General features: G+C 37.4%; 16 protein-coding genes. 10 read left to right on the forward strand and 6 right to left on the reverse strand.

All coding sequences use genetic code 11. The features are described from left to right. Positions 1-27: 27 nt before the first annotated feature. A complete protein-coding gene (locus ACN1CN_RS01995) occupies positions 28-4,317 on the reverse strand; it encodes a DUF5977 domain-containing protein (RefSeq protein ID WP_419134467.1) in 4,290 nt (1,429 codons plus the stop codon). Between the two features lie 439 nt (positions 4,318-4,756). Here ACN1CN_RS01995 and ACN1CN_RS02000 point away from each other — a divergent pair, with 439 nt between their 5' ends. After that, complete coding sequence (locus tag ACN1CN_RS02000; protein WP_419134468.1) at positions 4,757-5,515, forward strand: LytR/AlgR family response regulator transcription factor; 759 nt, start codon at positions 4,757-4,759, stop codon at positions 5,513-5,515. Between the two features lie 39 nt (positions 5,516-5,554). On the opposite strand, the gene ACN1CN_RS02005 is transcribed toward ACN1CN_RS02000, so the two are convergent. Further along, positions 5,555-7,906 carry a TonB-dependent receptor domain-containing protein gene (locus ACN1CN_RS02005; RefSeq protein ID WP_419134469.1) on the reverse strand — a complete coding sequence of 784 codons (2,352 nt, stop codon included), beginning with the start codon at positions 7,904-7,906 and terminating at the stop codon, positions 5,555-5,557. 210 nt (positions 7,907-8,116) lie between these two features. Here ACN1CN_RS02005 and ACN1CN_RS02010 point away from each other — a divergent pair, with 210 nt between their 5' ends. Next, on the forward strand, positions 8,117-9,202 hold the full coding sequence (locus tag ACN1CN_RS02010) for a sensor histidine kinase (protein WP_419134470.1): 1,086 nt from the start codon (positions 8,117-8,119) through the stop codon (positions 9,200-9,202). 10 nt (positions 9,203-9,212) lie between these two features. Beyond that, entirely contained in the window at positions 9,213-9,917 is a 705-nt protein-coding gene (locus ACN1CN_RS02015; protein WP_419134471.1) for a LytR/AlgR family response regulator transcription factor, read from the forward strand. Between the two features lie 21 nt (positions 9,918-9,938). Here ACN1CN_RS02015 and ACN1CN_RS02020 read toward each other — a convergent pair whose 3' ends face one another. Together ACN1CN_RS02020 and ACN1CN_RS02025 are read right to left on the reverse strand one after the other, a co-directional pair. Then, positions 9,939-10,952 carry a zinc-binding alcohol dehydrogenase family protein gene (locus tag ACN1CN_RS02020; protein WP_419134472.1) on the reverse strand — a complete coding sequence of 338 codons (1,014 nt, stop codon included), beginning with the start codon at positions 10,950-10,952 and terminating at the stop codon, positions 9,939-9,941. A gap of 170 nt (positions 10,953-11,122) precedes the next feature. Next, positions 11,123-12,001, reverse strand: coding sequence for an NmrA family NAD(P)-binding protein (locus ACN1CN_RS02025; RefSeq protein ID WP_419134473.1), 879 nt, complete (start codon positions 11,999-12,001; stop codon positions 11,123-11,125). A gap of 81 nt (positions 12,002-12,082) precedes the next feature. On the opposite strand from ACN1CN_RS02025, the gene ACN1CN_RS02030 reads away from it, so the two are divergent. From ACN1CN_RS02030 to ACN1CN_RS02055, 6 genes are all read left to right on the forward strand, one after another. Continuing rightward, the gene (locus ACN1CN_RS02030; protein ID WP_173964215.1) at positions 12,083-12,451 is read left to right on the forward strand and encodes a winged helix-turn-helix transcriptional regulator; all 369 of its coding nucleotides are present in this window, start codon (positions 12,083-12,085) and stop codon (positions 12,449-12,451) included. Positions 12,452-12,522: 71 nt separating this feature from the next. Then, positions 12,523-12,960, forward strand: coding sequence for a DoxX family membrane protein (locus tag ACN1CN_RS02035; RefSeq protein ID WP_419134474.1), 438 nt, complete (start codon positions 12,523-12,525; stop codon positions 12,958-12,960). Positions 12,961-13,265: 305 nt separating this feature from the next. Continuing rightward, complete coding sequence (locus ACN1CN_RS02040; RefSeq protein WP_419134475.1) at positions 13,266-13,508, forward strand: hypothetical protein; 243 nt, start codon at positions 13,266-13,268, stop codon at positions 13,506-13,508. Between the two features lie 189 nt (positions 13,509-13,697). Further along, positions 13,698-14,534, forward strand: a complete 837-nt coding sequence (locus tag ACN1CN_RS02045) for a sulfite exporter TauE/SafE family protein (RefSeq protein ID WP_419134476.1) — start codon at positions 13,698-13,700, stop codon at positions 14,532-14,534. 4 nt (positions 14,535-14,538) lie between these two features. After that, a complete protein-coding gene (locus ACN1CN_RS02050; RefSeq protein ID WP_419134477.1) occupies positions 14,539-14,928 on the forward strand; it encodes a DUF1634 domain-containing protein in 390 nt (129 codons plus the stop codon). A 204-nt stretch (positions 14,929-15,132) separates the two neighbouring features. Then, complete coding sequence (locus ACN1CN_RS02055; protein ID WP_419134478.1) at positions 15,133-16,155, forward strand: LLM class flavin-dependent oxidoreductase; 1,023 nt, start codon at positions 15,133-15,135, stop codon at positions 16,153-16,155. A gap of 135 nt (positions 16,156-16,290) precedes the next feature. Here the strand turns inward: ACN1CN_RS02055 and ACN1CN_RS02060 are convergent, their stop codons facing one another. Beyond that, a complete protein-coding gene (locus tag ACN1CN_RS02060; RefSeq protein WP_419134479.1) occupies positions 16,291-18,672 on the reverse strand; it encodes a TonB-dependent siderophore receptor in 2,382 nt (793 codons plus the stop codon). A gap of 221 nt (positions 18,673-18,893) precedes the next feature. Between ACN1CN_RS02060 and ACN1CN_RS02065 the strand changes: the two genes are divergently transcribed. Next, on the forward strand, positions 18,894-20,174 hold the full coding sequence (locus ACN1CN_RS02065) for an acetyl-CoA C-acetyltransferase (protein ID WP_419134480.1): 1,281 nt from the start codon (positions 18,894-18,896) through the stop codon (positions 20,172-20,174). A gap of 147 nt (positions 20,175-20,321) precedes the next feature. Here the strand turns inward: ACN1CN_RS02065 and ACN1CN_RS02070 are convergent, their stop codons facing one another. Beyond that, a complete protein-coding gene (locus ACN1CN_RS02070; RefSeq protein ID WP_419134481.1) occupies positions 20,322-20,933 on the reverse strand; it encodes an FMN-dependent NADH-azoreductase in 612 nt (203 codons plus the stop codon). Between the last annotated feature and the right edge of the window lie 79 nt (positions 20,934-21,012).

Genomic DNA, 21,012 nt, shown 5'->3' on the forward strand with positions numbered 1-21,012 from the left:
ATTTTTTTAAAGGTTGATTAGCCGAATTTAAAAACATAAACCATTCTCATTTGCATATTTTTGTCCATTGGTATCGATGTCTTTTTGGGCTTTTGCATCCGCATCTTGCTGTGAAATTGTAGAGCTGTATTTTCGTGCAGGAACTGTATAGGTTATTGGTAATGGTCTTTTTGATTTTAATTTTGATTTTTTGTCTACATAACAGCGTTTACTCATAAATGATGCACTTTTTTCTACATTATAAAAAGTACAAATACTGGAAGCATTTGCGTTGGCCTGCCCATTTGTATAGAACAAAATCGTGGCCTGCATATCTGCATCGGCCTGAGAAACAATAGACGTTTTTGAACCTGCCGGTAAAGTGTAACCAACTATCAGCACTTCACCTCCTGCTGCGCAGTTATTTTTGGTAAAATTTCCTGTCATACTTGCACTGGAAAAAGTACAGGTTCCAATAGTATTCGCATTTGCCTTCCCATTTGTATTGAACAAAGTTATTGCCTGAGCATCTGCATCGGCCTGAGAAGAAAAAGATGTTTTTGAACCCGCCGGTAAAGTATAACGAACTACCTGAGCTACACCTCCTGCTGCGCAGTTATTCCTGGTGAAATTTCCTTCTATACTTACACTTGAAAAAAGGCATGTTCCATTTATATTGGCAAAATTCTGACCATTTGAAGCGATCTCGCTATCGGCCTGTGAATCTGCGTCTGCCTGTGAGAGGATCGAAGAATAAATACCTGCAGGAACTGAATAGGTATAAGTTACGCCCACTGAACCCGCGCCACAGGATTGTTTGGTAAAAGTGGAACTTCTAAAAACATTTTTATACCTTGTTACCGTACTTGTACCCAGGCTGCAATCCGTTTGCTGTCCCAAATAATTGTAGCAATATCTTTGCAAAATATTTAAATTTTGATCTTTTACATATTGTAATCTTCCAGAAGAATCGTATTCATAGTAAGTCGATATTCCTTTGGGATCGGTTATACTAGTTACTCCCACAAGCGGAAGATAAGTGTAGGTTGTCGTCATACAATTCGGAAGAGCTGCTCTTAGCGCATTTAAGGCTGAAATTAGATCCGCTTCTGTTCCTGTATTGGAAAGATTTTGCAAATTTTCGACGTAAGCAGTGACCTGACTATAAGTTGCATTTTCTATTTTAGCAATGGGCTGCGATTTATTGTATCCCCAGATAATCGCTACAGGAGTATCATTTTCAAGAACATATTCTAATACATTTCCATTTCCAACTGTAACATCATTTACTACTTCAGAGTCATATAATTTGAAGTTTATTTTTCTATTGGCAGCGTTAAAAGGAAAAGTTTCAACAACACCTTTTGAGGAGTGAATTTCTTTAAGCAAAAGAACATTTCCTGTAGCCGTGCTTTCTTCGTACTTTGTTATAGATTCAGAAGTTTGCACGTTGTTTAAAAAAGTCTCTGTTTTAATAGGTCTATCAATTTTATTCTGGGCAACCAGTTTTTGCATTTCAGCAGTCTGACCTGTTGTAATCAAATCCTGAGGGTAACTTAGCTGGGTTCTTAAAATTTCATCCTTGCTATTGGTAGTCTCAGTTTTTGTTACCTGATTATGGTCAGGATTCTCATAACCATAAGTAGTGATTTTCTCTATCGTTGGAACTTCATTGCTATCATAATCTGTTTCTGTTGTCTTAGTAAGAACTTTTTTACCTTGCGAAGTTTTACTAATGCCATAATAAAATTGATACGAATGATAATCGCTGCCTTGATCATAAGGTAAAACAAAACTTTGCGGATAATCTCCTGGAAACCTTTGATCTGTTTCAGAAAAATTATTAAAAACAATGTTATATGGTAATGTTGATTTTTTTAGAATAGCATACTTATTAACAGTGCTTTTTATGATTTTAAAAGTATCTGGTGTATCGCCATTTTTATAAACAGCTGTTCTTAATAAAGAGCCTTGATTCCAAAGCTCATTTTTAAAAAACACAAATGAAAAAAGAGACAAATTTGAACCAATATGAAAAGCGTTTGGATTGGTAGTCCCATCGGCATTAAAAAATGGACTTTTAAAGAAAATCGGACTGCTGGATACATCATTATCTAACATACGTTCAGAAGAAATATTCTCATAGTAATACTCTGTTTTTCCATTAGGAACATTGTTCAAACCGGAGCTTTCTGTTTCAATTATTTTCCCATAGGATATAGCAGGTGACCCTCCTGTATTATTATCAAAAAGGGACGTCGTTGAAAAAATAGGTAAAGAAGCCCCCGTAGTATTGATTCCATCGAAAACATAGCGAACAAAGCTTCCATTCCCTTCCTTAATTAATGGATTTTCCTGTTCATATGAATATTGTTTTGATAAAACAGGATCAGTATTTTTTCCGTCGTATGATTTGATCGACTTTACTCGTAATCCGCCAATGTGTTTAGGTGTTAAAGTGGTAACTTCACCATTCTTTTCCTCCCAGCTTGCTGTTATATAAGTAATCGGGCATCCACTAGCCCCTACATTTCCTGTACGGTACTCGTATGCCCCAAGTGTATGAGTCCCTAATCCAAAATTTACCGCCATACTTCCTCCACCCGAAGGATAACCTGATCCTACCGGAGCAGGTCTGAAATATGTATTTGAATCATAGGTCACTTTAGTATTTGGCCCATGTTCCTGAGTTGCATTTGTGAAACCATAAGTTATCCTGCCACTTCCGCCGATATAGTTTGAAGATGGTGTAAAAGTTTTTGATTGTGATGACGGCCCCGAATCATAAGTACAACCACTACCATATGCCCTTGCTGTTTCAGATCTATAAACTACAATAGGAGTTGAAACATATTCATAATACCGGTTACTTTCAAATTCAAAAACTGAATAGCCTCCTTCCGGATAATTAATTCTTTGCAAAATACCAGACTTCATTAAATTTTCATTCGAGCTCCTATTACCATTTCCTACATAAGTATCAGGACTTGAAGGCTCAGAATGTACTAATCGCTTAATATAAGTTGGAGGAGAGAGATTTCCATTATTGTCGTTAATGTATCCCCAATAATCTTTCTTTGTTGTACCTCTAAGAGGCAAGGTTGTCCCTTCATATTCAAAAGAATGTTTTGTGTTTAGAATATTATTGGTAAGTTGAGTTAGTTTTAGTGACTTATTTCTACTGGCAATATTTCTTGCAGAGATATATGAATAAGGAACATTATCACTGAGAGTAGGAGGCTGCGAAGTTGTATTCCCACCACTTCTTAGGTAATAATCATAGGCAAAACCATATTCCTGCACTACTGTTTTTGTACTTCCTTTTATACTAAATACACTAATTTTATCAAGTTTTAAATCATCCGCTAAGTCTTGTCTGTCTTGCGAAGCAGTAAATTCAACGCTACCACTATTAAAATTGATAGCGGTCAAAAATAGCTTATTAGATATCGTTGGATTAGGAAAAACAGATTGCAACGCAAGAAGATTATTACGTACTCTATTGTCTGCTAATTGTTCTCCAATTACAACCGGATAATCTAATGTGTTTTCTTGTAGTTGTTGGTATTTAAAAGATATTATACCATTGGTAGTAGAATCATTAGGTGGAATAATTTCTGTTAGATACCATGTTAAATTATAATCTGGTTTATAGGTACCTGAATTATTACGAATAGTTTCTGTTGCATCATAACCATCAAGCGCCTTTCCAAAACGATAAACAGTTCCGTCTGCTTTAGTTATTTCTAATGTGTGGGTTTTAGACAATAAGTTATTATTGTTTTCTGAAGTTTTAACGATTGTATTTTGCAAATCTCTAAAGATGGCTTTGTTATTTACAAAGTAAAAAGTTCCGGATAAACCAGGTGCATTAACAATAAATTCATCATATGCTGTATCAACTTCGCCAGATCTGTAAGGGTTATATTGCTTGTACAGCAAGTCGTAATTTTCTGCTGTAAAAGTCAGATTTTGCATGTCGGGGACAGGACTACCATTATCAACAATTCCTTTTACATTTCGAACTACAGCACCACCTGCGTTTAAATTCCATCCTAGTCCTACCCAGGAAGCAAGCTCATCCAGTTGTATTCCGGCACTATTATAACTAAGTGCAATTGGAATTGTTAATTCTTTTGTTTTAATAGTATAAAGCGGAATACTGATGTTTATTTTTCCCGTTGAATAATCTACAGGAAACAAACCTTGTTTGGCAAATGAAGCCGCGTTAGGGCTCACCGGAAAATAATTAGGTAAGTCTTTTGTGGCTTGCGCCAGTAATGAACTTGTAACTAAAACCAATAAATAGAATACTTTTAATAGCGTAGATTTAAACATAAGACATATAATAAATTGTTTTTTTTATGAATACAGGAGAAAAAGTTTTTTGAACTAACTGTTTTATTACATGCTAACAGAGTTGTTTCTCCTTTCTAACACTTTATCCAGTCGCTTTTACAACTTAAGACCCAATAAAGCAATCGGTGACTTCCAACAGTAATTCTTAAATAAATTTAAACAGATAAAACTTACAAAAATAAACAAATCAATATTCGAGAGTATTAATGCAATAAGCGTATCTAAAAACATAATAACTGCGAGTATTGCAAAAAACTTCCTTTCAATAAATCTGAAATTTTGAATCAAGGTGAGGAAGTAAAATTCCTCTGTAGAAATCCATAAAAAATGCGCAACGATCTTTGATCATTGCGCATTACAAAACATTAACGCTTTACAGCATGCTGTTTTTTTTTAACTTTACAAAAAAATAACTGAAATGAAAATAGTCGTTGTTGAAGATGAACATCTCGCTTCAAGCTATCTGAAATCTATATTAGAGCAACAAAGTATAATTCCGATCAGAGAAATTACGGTACTAAAATCTGTAAAGGATGCTGTTGCTTTTTTTGCAGCAAATACGGTTGATCTGGCCTTTATGGACATCCATTTAGGAGATGGTAAAAGTCTTGACATTTTTGAGCAGACTCTTGTTTCATGTCCCGTTATTTTTATTACTGCTTATGACTCTTATGCGGTCAAAGTTTTCAAGCATTTTACGATCGATTATCTTCTCAAGCCTTATGAAGAAGAGGAATTACTGGAGGCTTTACACAAATACAAAAACATAAAAGAAACGTTTAACAGCAATTCAATTGTTGAATCTCTGGTGGAGATTGAAAATCAAAGTCCTATTCAGCATCATTTTCTGGTGAACCACAGAGACAAACTGATCTCTGTGAATGATACTTCGATTACCTATTTTTTTGCCACCGGAAAACATTTGTTTATCTACACCAATTCCGGCAGCAGCTATTTGTACAACAATAATTTAAAAGACCTCATCGATAAACTTGATCCGGCTCTTTTCTTTAAAATCAATCGAAAATATAGTGTCAACCGAAACTATATTCAGGAAATCGTCAAACATTCAAGTCAGAAAATAGAGATTTTGCTGAAGGTTGCCGTTCCCGATACTGAGCCAATCATTCTGAGCAAAAAAGAAATCAATAACTTCAAAAACTGGCTCGATTCATAGAAATCTAATTCAATGAACCGAGCCAGTAAAATAGTAGAATTACATAGAGTCCGGCAATCTGTCCGCCTCGTTCTTTTTGCGGTTGAAACGATAAATCACGGTCAGTCTGATATATCTTCCCTGCGCTCTGAATTCCGATTCTAAGTAATACAGCGGCGCACTGACTACCTGTTTTGTTATTTGCGAATTAAAAAGGTTGTTTACGTTTAATGTTACCGACATTTTATCGTTAAGAAAGTCCCTATTCAAACCAATATTGGCGGTGTACTGTGCCTCTGTCAGCGACTGCACTCCCTGATTTTTTCCCCGGTATTTAAAACTAAATTCACCCGAAATAATTTTAGGAAACTTAACAACCGAGCGAAAATTAGACAGCCAGGTTTGATCTTCCACATCATATACTACCGTCTCATAAGTGCCTTGTTGTTTAAATTTGTAATAGTTAAAATCCAAAGACAGTCGTAGCCAATTTGCCGGGCTGTAGGTAGACGAAACTTCAACTCCGTAACGATCTTCGGTGTCAAGATTTACCGGTGTTGTCACAAAATAGTTCTCAGCCGTACGCTGCAGGATATATTCGAAGAAATTGGTAGTATGCTGATAGTATACTGACGGATTGATGCTAAATTTACCAGGCTTCGCCAATAGCGTCAGTTCGAAAGAATTGGTAAACATTGGATTTAGATCGGGGTTTCCAACGGTAAGGTTACGCAAATCTGAAAGTCCAGAAAATGGATTCAACTGCCAGAATCTCGGGCGGTTAATACGTTTACTGTAACTAAGCTGTAAATCGGTTTTATCGTTTAGATTGTACACCAAATGTAGGGTTGGAAATAAGTTGATGTAGTTTTTGGTGTTGCTGAATGTGTTTTTAGTGTCGGCAATTTTTATATCCGATAGCTCTGTTCGTAAGCCCACCAGATAATTAAACTTTTTAATTTTACTTCCAAACTGAATATAAGCACTGTATAGGTTTTCATCATACTTAAGTTTATTGGTAAACTGATCCTGCAGTACCTCATCAAGAATCGTATGATAATCGCTTCGTAATGCCCGTAAATCGCTTCTGATTCCCATCTCAATTTTAGAATTTTCACCTATCGGGTTTACAAAGTCCGATTTTATAAAAATATCATTACTGCTTTCAATATCTCTTGTGTACAAATTGGAAACCTCCGGTTCGTAAGGCAATGTTTTCTGCTGATCGATGTATTGGTTTTCATCATCATTCCAAAAATCATACTGTAAACTGGTTGTCCATTTTTTATCCTTTTTGTCGAATGTTTTTACATAATTTAGCTCCAGAGCATTGTAATTTTTAGGTTCCTTATAATTTTCAAATCTGTTGATAATACTGTCAGTTGTCTGCGCTGCATTGGCATAACGATAGGTGTAAGCCGTTTTGTAATTGTTGTTGTTTCTATCGTGATAATAACTTCCCGTCAGCGTATTTTTAGCATTAATATAATAATCACCACCTACATAAATATTGTAAATGCTGTTATTGCGCTTGTTATCGTCGTATTGATTCAGCGTAGTTACTACATTGTTGTTTGTATTCTGCTGAAACTGTCTGTTTGAAGCATAAACATCAAAATAACGGTATCCGATATTCGAAAACAGATTGACCTTTTCCGTTTTGTAGCTCACATTGGCATTCAGATTATGATTCGCCGGATTCCCTACCCCAACCTGCAAAGAGCCATTAAAACCCTGCATACTGTTTTTCTTCAGTACAATGTTGATGATCCCCGCACTCCCCTGTGCTTCGTAAGCTGCTGACGGATTTGTGATGACTTCGATCTTTTCAATATTTGCGGCCGAAATTTGAGACAAGCCATTATTTGCCGTCAGCATGGATGGTTTTCCGTTAATTAAAACCGTAACACCATTATTGCCTCTAAGGCTTACAACACCTGCAATATCAACATTTACCGAAGGAACATTATTCAGAATATCGTTAGCCGATCCGCCTTTTGAAAGAATGTCTTTTCCCACATTGAATACCTTCTTATCCAGTTTTAATTCTACAGCCGATTTTTCGGCTACCACATTTACTTCATTGAGCTGATTGACTTCTTCTTCCAGCAAAACGTCTTTTAAAATAAGGTCTTTCTGAAGTGAAAATGCAGGTACAACCAATGATTTGTAGGACATCAGTTCAATTCGTAACTGGTAACTTCCTGGAGGGCTTTTAAAAACATAAACTCCATTTTCGTCAGAAGAGACCGTTCTCTTATCCTGATTGGACGATTGCAGTGTTACAGTAACGTAAGGCAGGGATTGCTTGGTTTTTGAATCCACTACCTTTCCTTTAAGTGTGAATTCATTGGTCTGTGTCATTCCTTCAAAGCCTAGAAAAAGGATGATAAGTAAGAAGAGCTGTTTCATTTTTGGTTGCGTTTATAATTTTCACCAAAACTCTTCTTTAATCACTTGCAAAAATAACCCGCATGACATACAGTTCTTTGAGACCTACAAACAATCTAATTGACATTACAGACCTTGTTTATCGTCGTTTATTGCGCGTTAATGTCTTTTTTGGGCCTATTTGTCGACAGTCGGTTTCTCTTTCCAAATAAATACTAACTTTGATCCACTATGTCACCATTCGAGAAACTCATCAACTATACTTCAGCCCATCGGGTCACAGCTCATGTCCTTTTCTGGACTTGTGTTTACATCATGTTTATCAGCAAGAATACTTTTCGTGACCCCATTAATTATATTCACTACGAAATGCTGGAAACGGCATTTTACCTGTCCTTTTCTATGCTTGCTGCTTATTTTATTTCCTATCGGATTTTGCCGCGTTTGATGAAGGGAAAAAAACATACTATGGTATGGATCGAGTTTATTGTGGGCAGTTATCTTATCTCGGCTTTCTCCCGAACTATGGTGATCTACGTGTTGGAGCCTATTATTAGAACCCCGCCTTTTGAGCAGGAATCTCTTTTTGAAATCATGACCGATTTGCCAAAGCTGTTTCAATCCTATTTCTTGCATACATTCTCTCTTTCGCTCTTTTTTGTCTTTATAAAACTGATAAAAGATCAGTATGTCGTTCAGAAAAAAGCATTACTGCTGGAAAAACAAAAAGCCGAAACGGAGTTAAAGATTCTGAAAGCCCAGTTAAATCCTCATTTTTTATTTAATACGCTAAACAATATTTATTCGCTTTCGCTGATTAATTCTCCTATTACCTCACAATCCATTGCCGTTTTGTCTGAGATATTAGATTGCATTTTGTATCGCTGCAGCGGAACGTATGTACCCATCTCGCAAGAAGTCACTTTGCTTAACAATTATATTGCACTTGAAAAGTTGAGATATGACGAAAGACTTAGCGTGATTTTTACCACTGATATAGACCATAATGGTGTTATTGCGCCTTTAATTTTACTTTCGTTAGTCGAGAATGCCTTTAAACATGGCGCTGGTGAAGATACCGGGAATTCTCCGATCATTGCCATCGATTTAAAAGTTGAAAACAATCGTTTTAGCTTTACCGTGAAAAACACGATTGGAAAAAGCGAAACTGAATCTGAAAACGGTAAGATTGGCCTGAACAATATCGTTCAGCAACTGGACAAAATTTATCCGGAAAATTATACTTTTAAGGTTACAAAGAGTCATACGCATTTTACGGCTCATTTAGAAGTCAACCTGCAAAACGATTACCACTAAGCGAAGAAAGATGAAGATACGATGTTTATTAGTCGATGATGAGCCTTTGGCCATAAACCTGCTGCAAAACCACATCAGTAAGCTGGATTATTTTGAGATTGTAGGCACTTGCCCAAACGCTTTAAAAGCCGCCGAAGTATTAAGAACAACGACTGTTGATCTTATGTTTTTAGACATTAAAATGCCGCAGATAACCGGAATAGATTTTTTGAAAACACTAAAAAATCCCCCTTCCATTATTTTCACAACAGCTTATCGCGAATATGCGCTGGAGAGTTACGAACTTGATATTATAGATTATTTACTCAAACCCATCACTTTTGATCGTTTTTTTAAAGCCACCGATCGTTATTTACGCATCAGTGGCCCTACTAACAATAAGATTATAACTCCGCCTCTGCAGAATTTTATTTACATCAGAAACGGATCTAAGTTTCATAAAATAAATACGGATAGCGTTTTATTTATAGAAAGCGTGAAAGATTACATTGTGGTTCATCAAAAAGAAGGGGTAAAACTGACCGCAAAATACAAGATCGGTGATATCGAAATGGAACTTCAGGGAAAAGATTTTCTTCGGGTACACCGCTCTTATATTATTAATTTAAAAAACATTACTGCCTTTACCACCTATGATGTTGAAATTGGAACGATCGAAATCCCAATTGGAGCGAGCTATAAAGAATATGTTTTTAAAATATTGAAAAACTCCTAGTGACTCACCTTCTTCTTAATTTTAAAATTTGATGGCAATCTTACCAATCGTTTTCCCTGACTCTAAAAGCTCATGTGCTTTTTTGAAGTTCCCGACGGTTAAACCATTAAGCGTTACATTGAGTGTCGATTTTAGAATTCCTTTATCTAAGAGATCAGCCAATTTATTCAGAATAACGTGTTGTTCCTGCATATCATCGGTTTCAAACATAGATCGTGTGTACATCAGCTCCCAGGAGAAAGAAGCACTTTTATTTTTGAGTTTATTCAACGCAACCGGATCACTGCTGCCGGTAATAGAAGCAATATGACCTTGGGGTTTAATCAATTCCACCATAATATCCCAATAGGAATTAGTGTCTACAAAATCTAAAATAAAATCGACCTGTTGAAACCCGGCTTCCTGAACCGAAGCAATCAGGTTTTTGTGATCGACCACGAAGTCGGCACCCTGCTCTTTACACCAAGCAATAGTTTCGGGACGCGATGCTGTTGCAATAACGGTTAAACCTGCAATTTTCTTAGCCAGTTGAATGGCGATCGAACCTACTCCTCCGGCACCTCCAATGATTAAAATTGATTTGCCTTTGTCTTTCTCCGGATTGATTCGAATACGGTCAAAAAGAATTTCCCAGGCCGTTAAACCGGTCAGCGGCATCACAGCCGATTCTTCAAGGCTTAAGGATTTTGGTTTTCTGCCCACAATTCGTTCGTCAATACTTTGGTATTCGGCATTGCTGCCTGGTTTGGTAATGTCTCCGGCATAAAAAACTTCATCACCTACCTCAAACAAAGTCACCTTCTCTCCTATTGCCTCTACAATACCCACAGCATCCCAACCTATAATTTTAGGGTTTTCTAAAACGGTATCCTTTGCACTATTCTGACGAATTTTAAAATCAACCGGATTAACGGATACTGCACTAATTTTAACTACTAAATCACGTTCTCCGGGAACTGGCTTTGGAGTTTCAAATGTTATAAAACTCTCTTCTTCAGCAATTGGCAACGATGTTTTAAATCCTATGGCTTTCATCTTTATACTTTTTAAGTTGTATGAATACTACAAAGATAAACGCAGTTCAAATTTTACAAACGGTATATTTTTATGATAAACTGGTATATTTTTGTCAAAATTCAATATTCCTTTCGAATTCTCAAATACAAAAAAAGCTGATCCTAAAACCAGCTTCTCACTTTTACTCTTTAAAATTTAGCTGCAAATTCTTTTGCAAAATCTTCCAGTTTAATTTGTCCCTCAACAGCACTATAATCGCTTAAGAAATGTGCTGCGATCTTACCGTTTCTAAAACCTGATCCCATTTCGGTATACAATTCAGCAATTTCTTCCGGTAGTCCCGCTTGCTTCATTCCGTCAAGAGATTGCGCATCGGTAAATTCTACCCATGGCAAATCCGGTTTTCCAATGGCTGATCCTAAAGTTTTGGCTACCTCATTTGGAGTTCGTACATCACTAACAATATAACGGATGTTCTTTCCCGCTATCGTTTTTAGTAATTCTTCTGACACCGCTGCGGCAATATCTTCAGGATGTACAAAAGGAATTGTACTGTTAGAAGGGTAATTTGATCCGATAATTCCCGCTCCTTTAATCATTGGAACATCATGGTATAAATTGGTATAGAAAAAACCGGCACGAAGATACGTAACCGATACCTTATCTAATGACTCATACAATTTCTCGATGTTATGAAGCCCTGCAATTGGACCATTCCCTCCGGGTAAATCTGCACCAATACTGCTCAGCATTACAACACGTTTTACTCCGGCAGCAGTTATGGCTTTTGCAAGTGCTTTACCGGCGTCAGTAGTATTGGCAATGATATTAACACCTCCCATATTAGGCGGAGTCATTGCAAATACAGCATCAGCTCCTTCAAACGCACTTTGTAAAAAAGCGGCATCACTTACAGAACCTATCGCTGCTTTGGCTCCCGCTGCTTCAATCGCTTTTACCCGGTCTGAGCTGCTGCTGATTACTGTCACCTCGTGTCCTGAGGCAATAAGTTTTTTGGTCAATGGTTTACCTATGTTTCCTAATGATCCTGAAATTGTAATTTTCATCTCTGTTTATTTTTTTATGTTCTGTAACAAAGGTATATTTGTACTTACTTTTATACAAGTACTTACCCTAAAGTATGCACTATGACCGCAATCAAAGAATCATCAACTATTCAGGAAAACAAGCAATATGCTTTAGACAAATGCCCTGTAACTTATGTAATGGAAAAAATTGGAGGCTATTGGAAACCCATTATCATTTACCATCTTTCAGGCGGAAGCAAACGCTACAGTGAACTAAAAAGGGCCATTCCGGCTGTTACTGAGAAGATGCTGATACAACATTTAAAACAGCTCGAAGCCGATCATCTTGTCATTAGAGAAGCCAAACCGGTTGTACCTCCTTTTGTAACTTATAGCTTAAGTGCTTCGGGAAAGGGATTAATGCCTGTTATCGAAGCTATGGCTACATGGGCTTTCAAGGATAAGGAAGATGGCTTTAAGAATTCTTAAAATAGTCCAATCTCAAAAATAATCATCCAAAGTAGCCTAACATCTTGTTATCTTTACCTAAAAAGATCCAGATGAAAAAAATAGGTACAGCACAGGCAGGTTTCGTTTTAAGAATTGTTTTGGGAATTACGATGCTTTCTGCCGTTGCCGACCGTTTTGGTCTTTGGGGTGCACCCGGTGCTCCCGGAGTTGCATGGGGAAACTGGGACAATTTTATTCTTTACACCCAAACCTTAAATTCCTTTGCCAGTAAATCCTTAGCAGAAGTGTTAGGAGCTTCGGCTACTTTTTTCGAGATTGTGTTTGGTTTGTTTTTAATCCTAGGATTTAAAACCCGTCACGTTGCTTTGGGAACTTCCGCTTTAATGCTGCTTTTTGCCCTTTCAATGGCGGTTTCGGTTTCGGTAAAAGCTCCTTTTGATTATTCGGTTCTAACAAGTGCTGCAGCTGCTTTACTGCTTTCGACCTTAGACAAAACTTATCTTGCTTTAGACAATCAGTCAAAATAAGATTTTTTTAATCCTTACACCAAAAAAAATCCGCAGGGTCATCTACTGCTTTTTTGTATTCTTCAACCTACAAAACACCTAAATACCAGGTTTTCAAACACCTGACTTCTTCGCGTGCAAATTTTATAAGGCACTTTGAAAATTTTATAACATTTCTTAAATCTAAATTCTCAATTTGAACGTATGTAAGGGAATACGATACTCTGGAGGAATTAAGCTCAAATGGAAATGGTTTTTGGGGCATATTGAGCTTAAAATCTTCCGGATTATCGTTTGTTTTAATAATTTTTAAACGAAGGAAGAGATTGGAAAAATTAATGGTTCAGAGATTAAAAAAGAGTTTAGATTATCTCAAAAGCAAACAACGGGAGTTAAAGAAACTGAATGAGGAGGATACCCGGACTCTAGAATCCATCATCAAATACTTAAAAAAAGACATGATCGATCAGTATAAATTAACCGAATACGATTTATACATCAAGCAAGATGTCAAAAATACAGAGACTTTTATCAGCAGTGTCCAAAAAATAATAGACGACAACCTGTAAGTACCTCTTTTTTAGCACTTCATTCTTAAACTCTGGTTTTTCTCCTATAATCAACCAGTTAAGTCCTTTTTTGTGTTTTTTTTCACCCTTTAAATTTTAGAACTAAGCTATTTTAGTTTTTAATTATGAAATAAAACATTTTCCCTCCCAATATCAATTCGTAAATTAGCGGTAACAAAATTGATTCGAATGACAGTACTTACGTTTACCCTGATTATGATTCTTGGTGCTTTTTTAGCAGGTTTTATTGGTTCATTATCAGGTTTAGGTGGCGGGATTATCATAATTCCACTTTTAACAGTCATTCTTGGCGTCGACATTCATTATGCAATTGGTGCGGCACTGGTTTCGGTAATTGCCACTTCCTCAGGATCTGCCGCCGCTTATGTCAGAGAGGGAATCACCAACATGCGACTGGGTATCTTTCTCGAAATTGCCACCACAATTGGGGCCGTTTGCGGAGCCTTACTTTCAACCATCGCTCCTACTTCCTTTATTGCCGTTTTATTCGGACTTACTTTAATCTTCTCGGCTATCAATTCTCTTCGAAAAAAAGAAGAACATATTGTTTTAGAATCTAGTCCTCTGGCTAAAAAACTGAGATTAGAAGGTACTTATCCGTCGCATCACGGTGAAATAATTCGTTACGGAACCAAAAACGTCGTAGGTGGTTTTGGTATGATGGGGATTGCCGGAATGATGTCGGGATTATTAGGAATAGGTTCCGGGGCTTTTAAAGTCATTGCCATGGACAATATTATGAGAATTCCGTTTAAAGTTTCTACCACAACCAGTAATTTTATGATGGGCGTTACAGCAATGGCAAGTTCTGTTATTTATATTCAAAAAGGATACATCGAACCCGGAATTTGTATGCCCGTAGTAATTGGAGTGCTGTTTGGTGCTATGGCAGGTGCCAAAGTTTTGGTTAAAACGAATCCTAAAAAGCTACGTATCTTTTTTGCCTGTCTCATTTTTATACTTGCGGTAAATATGATCTATAACGGAATTAATGGAAAAATCTAAGACTATGCAACACGAAAAATTTGGAGAAAAGGATTTTCAAACCATTATTGGAAACTTATTGCGTTATGGCGTTTGGATTTCCTTATCAGTCGCTTTTATTGGCGGAATTGTTTATTTGATGGCGCATAGCACAGCTATTGAAGATTACTCGGTATTTCATGAAAATGACCGCAATATTTTTGAAGTCGTTTCAGCAATTTATCAGGGCGTAATTCAGGGAAATGGTGAATCATTGATCTTTTTTGGGATCATCCTGCTTTTTCTAACCCCGGTTTTACGTGTTTTACTGTCACTATTTTCTTTTTTACTGGAAAAGGATTATCTGTATGTAGGCATCACCTTAATTGTTATTGTGATTATTCTGATTAGTGTTTCCTTTGGATTTTCTCATTGATTATAAGCTGTAAGCCTTAAGCTATAGGCTATAGGCTTTCTTAAAAAACATATTACTTAATAACAATCAAACCCGACAGGTTTTAAAAACCTATCAGGTTTACTAAGCGATAATACTCTAATAACCGTAACCGCGATAAGCATTGAGCTGTAGGCTTTCTGGAAAAGCATATTGTTTAAGGCTTAAAGCCTAATGCTAAAAAAAATGGAAATAGGAATTGACAGTTTCGCTTCGGCGATGTACGGAGACCACAATACCTTAAGCAGTGTTGATGCAATGGAACAATTACTCCAAAGAATCGAGCTGGCAGATCAGGCCGGACTTGACGTTTTTGGAATTGGTGAACATCATAAAAAAGAGTTTTTAGATTCGGCTACCGCAGTAATCTTAAGTGCTGCCGCGGCACGAACAAAACGCATTCGTTTGTCAAGTGCTGTTTCGGTTTTAAGTGCTGCCGACCCGGTAAGAGTCTATCAAAGTTTTGCAACTCTTGACTTAATTTCAAAAGGAAGAGCCGAAATTGTAGTAGGCCGTGGCTCTTCAATCGAAGCTTACCCTCTTTTCGGATTTAATCTGAATGACTATGACGAACTTTTTAAAGAAAAATTAGAGCTCTTACTTCAAATCAGAGACAATGAATTTGTGACCTGGTCGGGGAAATTTCGTCCCGCTTTGAACAATCTTCCGGTTTATCCGAGAGCTTTACAGGAAAAACTACCAGTTTGGTTAGGCGTTGGCGGAACACCCGAATCTTTTATAAGAGCCGGATCATTAGGTTTGCCTTTGATGGTAGCCGTTATTGGAGGCCAGACACATCGTTTCCGTCCGTTAGTAGACTTGTATCGTGAAGCAGGAAAAGCAGCTGGTTACCAGCCCGAAGAACTTCAGGTAGGTTTACATTCACCCGGATTTGCAGCAAGCACTACCGCAAAAGCCATCGAAGAATATTATCCGGGTTATGCTGAACTTTGGACAAAATTAGGGTTAGAACGCGGCTGGCCACCGGTTACCAGAGCCAAATTTGACGGCTTAATTGATGATCTGGGAGTTTTGGTTGTAGGCGATCCTGAACGCATTGCCAATAAACTCTTGCGTCATAGCGAATCACTTGGCGGAATTTCAAGATTTACATTTCAAATGGATAATGCAGGCCTTACTCATACACAACTAATGAATGCAATAGAGCTTATTGGTACAAAGGTTATTCCGCTCGTTCAAAAAGGATAGTTTTTTACCACGGATTATAAAGATTAAAAAGATTTCTTATTTCTCAATAACAAACAAACCCGACAGGTTTTAAAAACCTGTCGGGTTTACTTTTAAATAACCCTCAGAATCTTAGTGCCTCAGAACCTAAAGAGATTAGAACTTATACGTTACCCCAACTCTAAAGTTTCTTGGAGCTTCTGTTTGCCAGTAGTAAGCCGAAAGCCACTCGTAATAAGATCCACTGTATAGGTATTTGTCCAGAATATTAAACACGTTGGCTGTAATTTTAAATTTACCTGTTTCATAAGATAAACCTCCATCCAATTTAAAATAATTTGGTAATCTTACATTTCCTACACTCCAGCTGTCCGTTTGACGGTCTGCCAGATAAGTACCTCCTATCGAAGCTCCTAATCCTTTTAGTTTACCACTTTGAATGCTGTAGTTCAACCATGCATTGGCACTATGTTTAGCAAATCCCGGTACAACAGAACCAACGCCTATAGATGTAACAACAGAACTCGTTACAACCGATTCTGTAAAGGCATAATTAGCAATAAGGTTAAGTCCGTCAAATAATTTTCCTCTAACGTCAAATTCAATACCTTGTGCTCTTTTTTCTCCTAAAACAACTTTATAAATGTCGTTTGGTCCGTTAGTTGGATCAGCGGTAAGTTCGTTTTGTTTTACAATACGGTATGCCGCTAATGTAGAACTCCATGATCCGTCAAACCAATCTTTTTTAACTCCGAATTCTAAATTATTTCCTGTAAGCGGTTTTACCTTATCTCCATTTTTAATAATTCCGGCTTGTGGTAAAAAAGCCTGATCGTATAATCCGTAAAGGGCCAAATTATCTGTTACCGAATAACTAACTCCTATACGTGGGGTAATATGACTGTCTTCCTCAACTGTTCCCCAACTGTTTTGGCTAATCCAGGTATATCGTGCTGCAAGTGTCAATCTTAATTTATTTTCAAAAAAACCAAGTTCATCCTGAATATAACCTGCTGCGTACTCAGTAGTCTGCTTACCACCGGCTCTCACAGAAAGTGGTTTTGTACGATCGAAAGCTGGAAGGCCATTAGAAGGTGTTCCATAATTTGGATTGTAAACATTAAACGGATTGGCAGCCGTATCAAGATCATGAGATTGTCCCCAATCTGCCATATAATCTTTATTACCTAAATCTACACCACCTAATACTTTATGAGTAACTTGTCCGGTATTGAACTTCCCGTTTACAAATATCTGACCTAAATACATATTACTTTCGGCATCCCAAATCCCCACATTTCTGATAATATTCCCTTTTCCAAGAGCATTCTCACTTGAACCAACCATACTAGGCCATGAACTGTATCCTTTCTGAAGGTATTTGAAATAAGACGTTTGTGCAGTTAATTTCCAATTGTCATCAAACTTATGCTCAAACATAAGATATCCGCTATGATCCTGAATGTTTGTATCAGGCAAACCCGGTTGTGTCATTGTAAATCCAACCGGTAAAGTTCCATATCCATCCGATTTAGGCCCAAAAACATAATAAGAACCTACTTCGGTCATGTTGGCATACTGAAAGTTATATTCAGCAGTAATTTTTGTTTTGTCATCAACCTGATAGGTAATTACCGGAGCAATTACATAACGGTCATTGTGCTCAAATGCACGATGCGAACCTCTCTTTTGTGCCGCCGCATTAAAACGATACAATAACTTTCCTTTTTTATCCAGTTTTCCGTCAAGATCAATACTGGCTCTGTAAAAATCATAACTTCCCGCCATTACACTAGCTTCTCCTTTTGTAATTCCGGTTGGTTTTTTCGTTACTACATTGTACAATCCACTTGGATCACCACTTGAAATCATGAAACCTGCCGGTCCTTTTACAAACTCGATATGATCCACAAAACTCATGTCTTCGGTAAGCGGCCCCCAAGAAGAAGAAACTACGTTAAACCCATTTCGGAACGCCTGAACCTGAGAACCACGCATTTTTATGTTCGTGTACAAATCTCCCCAATGCTCTGAACGTACCGCACCACTCACGTTTCTGATCACACCGTCACTCATACTCACAATCTGCTGATCTTTTAACGCCTGACCGCTCACAATCTGAATGTTCTGCGGAATTTCAAGCACAGGAGTTTGAAGACGTAAAGATAAGGATGGCTTGTCCTGCTTGTATTTATTCTTCGTAATCACAACTTCATCCAGATCTTCCTGACTCTCGGAAAGCATGAAGTTCTTAATTGTCGTTTGCTTAGCGGCAACTGTAATTCTGTCTTCAACCTGACGAATTCCTACTGCACTAATGCTAATGGTATAGCTGGCTGGCTTAACATTTTTAATTTCGTACTGCCCGTGTTCGTTTGTAATGGCACTATATTTTGTTCCTTTCAGTGCAACAGAAACATTTTCTGCCGGCACATTTCCCGTTAAGGAAACCTTTCCTGTTATTTTTCCCAGTCCCTGCCCCATCATCATTAATGAGTTCAGGAAAATCAGAGAAAATAAAACTTTTTTTATACTCATGATATTCACTATTATTATTTGGTTTTGAATTCGCTGGCAAAAGTAATCGCTAAAACTCTGTTTTGCAAATTATTTTTAATCATTCTAAATAAATACAATTCAAAAAACAAATAATTCAGCACTAAACTCAAAAAGCGAAACATTTTGTACACCAAATCATTCAATAACAAATAACTCTGCTTACCTTTAAGCTGAAAAAAACTAAAAACACCTTCTCAGATATGAATCATACGAACACAATCAAAAAAGTAGCTATTGTTGGATACAACCGTATTCCGTTTGCAAGAGCTAATACAGCTTATGCCGAAGTTGGAAATCAGCAAATGATGACTGCCGCTCTTGATGGTCTTGTACACAAATACAATTTAAAGGGAAAATTATTAGGCGAAGTCGCCGGAGGTGCTGTCATCAAACATACCTACGATAATAATCTGATGAGAGAATGTGTTTTAAAAACGGCACTTGATCCCGCAACACCTGCCTGTGACTTACAGCAAGCCTGTGATACCGGAATTGAAAGTGCTATTTATATCGCCAACAAAATAGCCTTAGGTCAAATAGAATGTGGAATTGCCGGAGGAGTTGATTCTATTAGCGATATTCCGATGGCAGTAAGCGACAAGCTTAGAAAGATCCTGCTCAACGCCAGAAATGCAAAATCACTGGGTGAAAAAATAAAGCAATTTTTAAAAATTCGCCCCAAAGATTTAGCACCACTTGTTCCCCGAAATGAAGAGGTTCAAACCGGACTTTCGATGGGCGGACATACCGAAATCACAGCCAAACATTATAAAATTTCCCGTGAAGACCAGGACAATCTGGCGCTTAAAAGTCATCTCAATATGGCAAAAGCCTACGACGAAGGTTTTTTTGATGATATGATAACACCATTCAACGGACTTTATAAAGACAATAATCTGCGAAAAGACAGTACACTTGAAAAGCTCGCCAAGCTAAAACCGGCCTTCGATAAAGTCAATGGAACCCTAACCGCAGGAAACTCAACACCATTAACTGATGGTGCGTCCTGCATACTTTTGGCCAGTGAAGAATGGGCCAAAGAACAAGGACTTCCAATTTTGGCCTACATCACTTTTGCAGAAATTGCTGCCATCGAATATGTCAAAAATCAGCAAAACCTTTTGTTGGCTCCTCTGTTTGCAGTCAGCAATATGCTCGACAAAGCCGGTCTGACTTTACAGGATTTTGATTATTATGAAATTCACGAAGCTTTTGCTGCGCAGGTTTTAGCCACTTTAAAAATCTGGGAAAGCCCCGAACTAAGCACACAAATTGGACTTTCTAAAACTCTCGGTGCCATTGACCGCGAAAAACTAAACGTCAAAGGAAGCAGTCTCGCAGCCGCACACCCCTTTGCTGCCACAGGAGGCCGTATCATTGGGGTGATGGCTAAATTATTGAATGAAAAAGGATCCGGACGCGGACTAATTTCAATCTGTGCCGCCGGAGGACAGGGTGTTACAATGATTATCGAAAAGTAAAAAAAGACAAACCGGACAGCCTTTAAAAACTTGTCCGGTTTACTACTCACGAAAATGTTCAACTATCGCAATTTATTTTCCGTTTAACAAACAAACCCGACAGGTTTCAAAAACCTTTAGTCCTTAGAATCGCAGTTTATTTTTCGCTTAAAAAGCAAACTCGGCAACATCGGTTAAAGCTTTTGGTAGTGCATTCTCAGCAAAATCAGGAATTGAAGTTCCTTCTACGCGAAAAGTCGTTACATCGGTAATTCCCAGAAACCCTAAAACAACACGCAAATACGGTTCTGCAAAATCGTAACTTTTATAAGGTCCTTCCGAAAATACAGCTCCTGACGCAACAGACAAAAATACTTTTTTACCGGTTACTAAACCTTTTGGTCCATTTTCATCATAACTAAAGGTTCTACCGGCTCTGGCCACCTGATCAATCCACCCTTTTAATAAAGCGGGAATTCCAAAATTATAAATCGGAACCCCGATAACAATAATATCAGCCTCCAACAAATCACTTACAGCATCATCAGAAAGTTTAATCGCTTCGGATTGACTATCAGAATAGGCATCCGCAGGAGTATAAAACGCGCTAAGCTGCAATTCATCAAGATAAGGCAATGGTGTTTTAGAAAGATCAAAGGTTTGTACCGTACTTTGCGGATATTCTTTTACAAGCTTTTCCAGAACGGCATTTGATAATTTATTACTAAAAGAAGCATCTCCTTTGATGCTTGTTACTATATTCAGAATCTTTTTACTCATGTTTACTATACTTTTGTTTTACAATACAAACTTATCTACATTTGCTATACCTATTATAGTACTATCCTCAAGGATAGCG

Origin of the sequence: Flavobacterium sp. T12S277, assembly GCF_048514875.1 — a bacterium.
Classification (GTDB): Bacteria; Bacteroidota; Bacteroidia; order Flavobacteriales; family Flavobacteriaceae; genus Flavobacterium.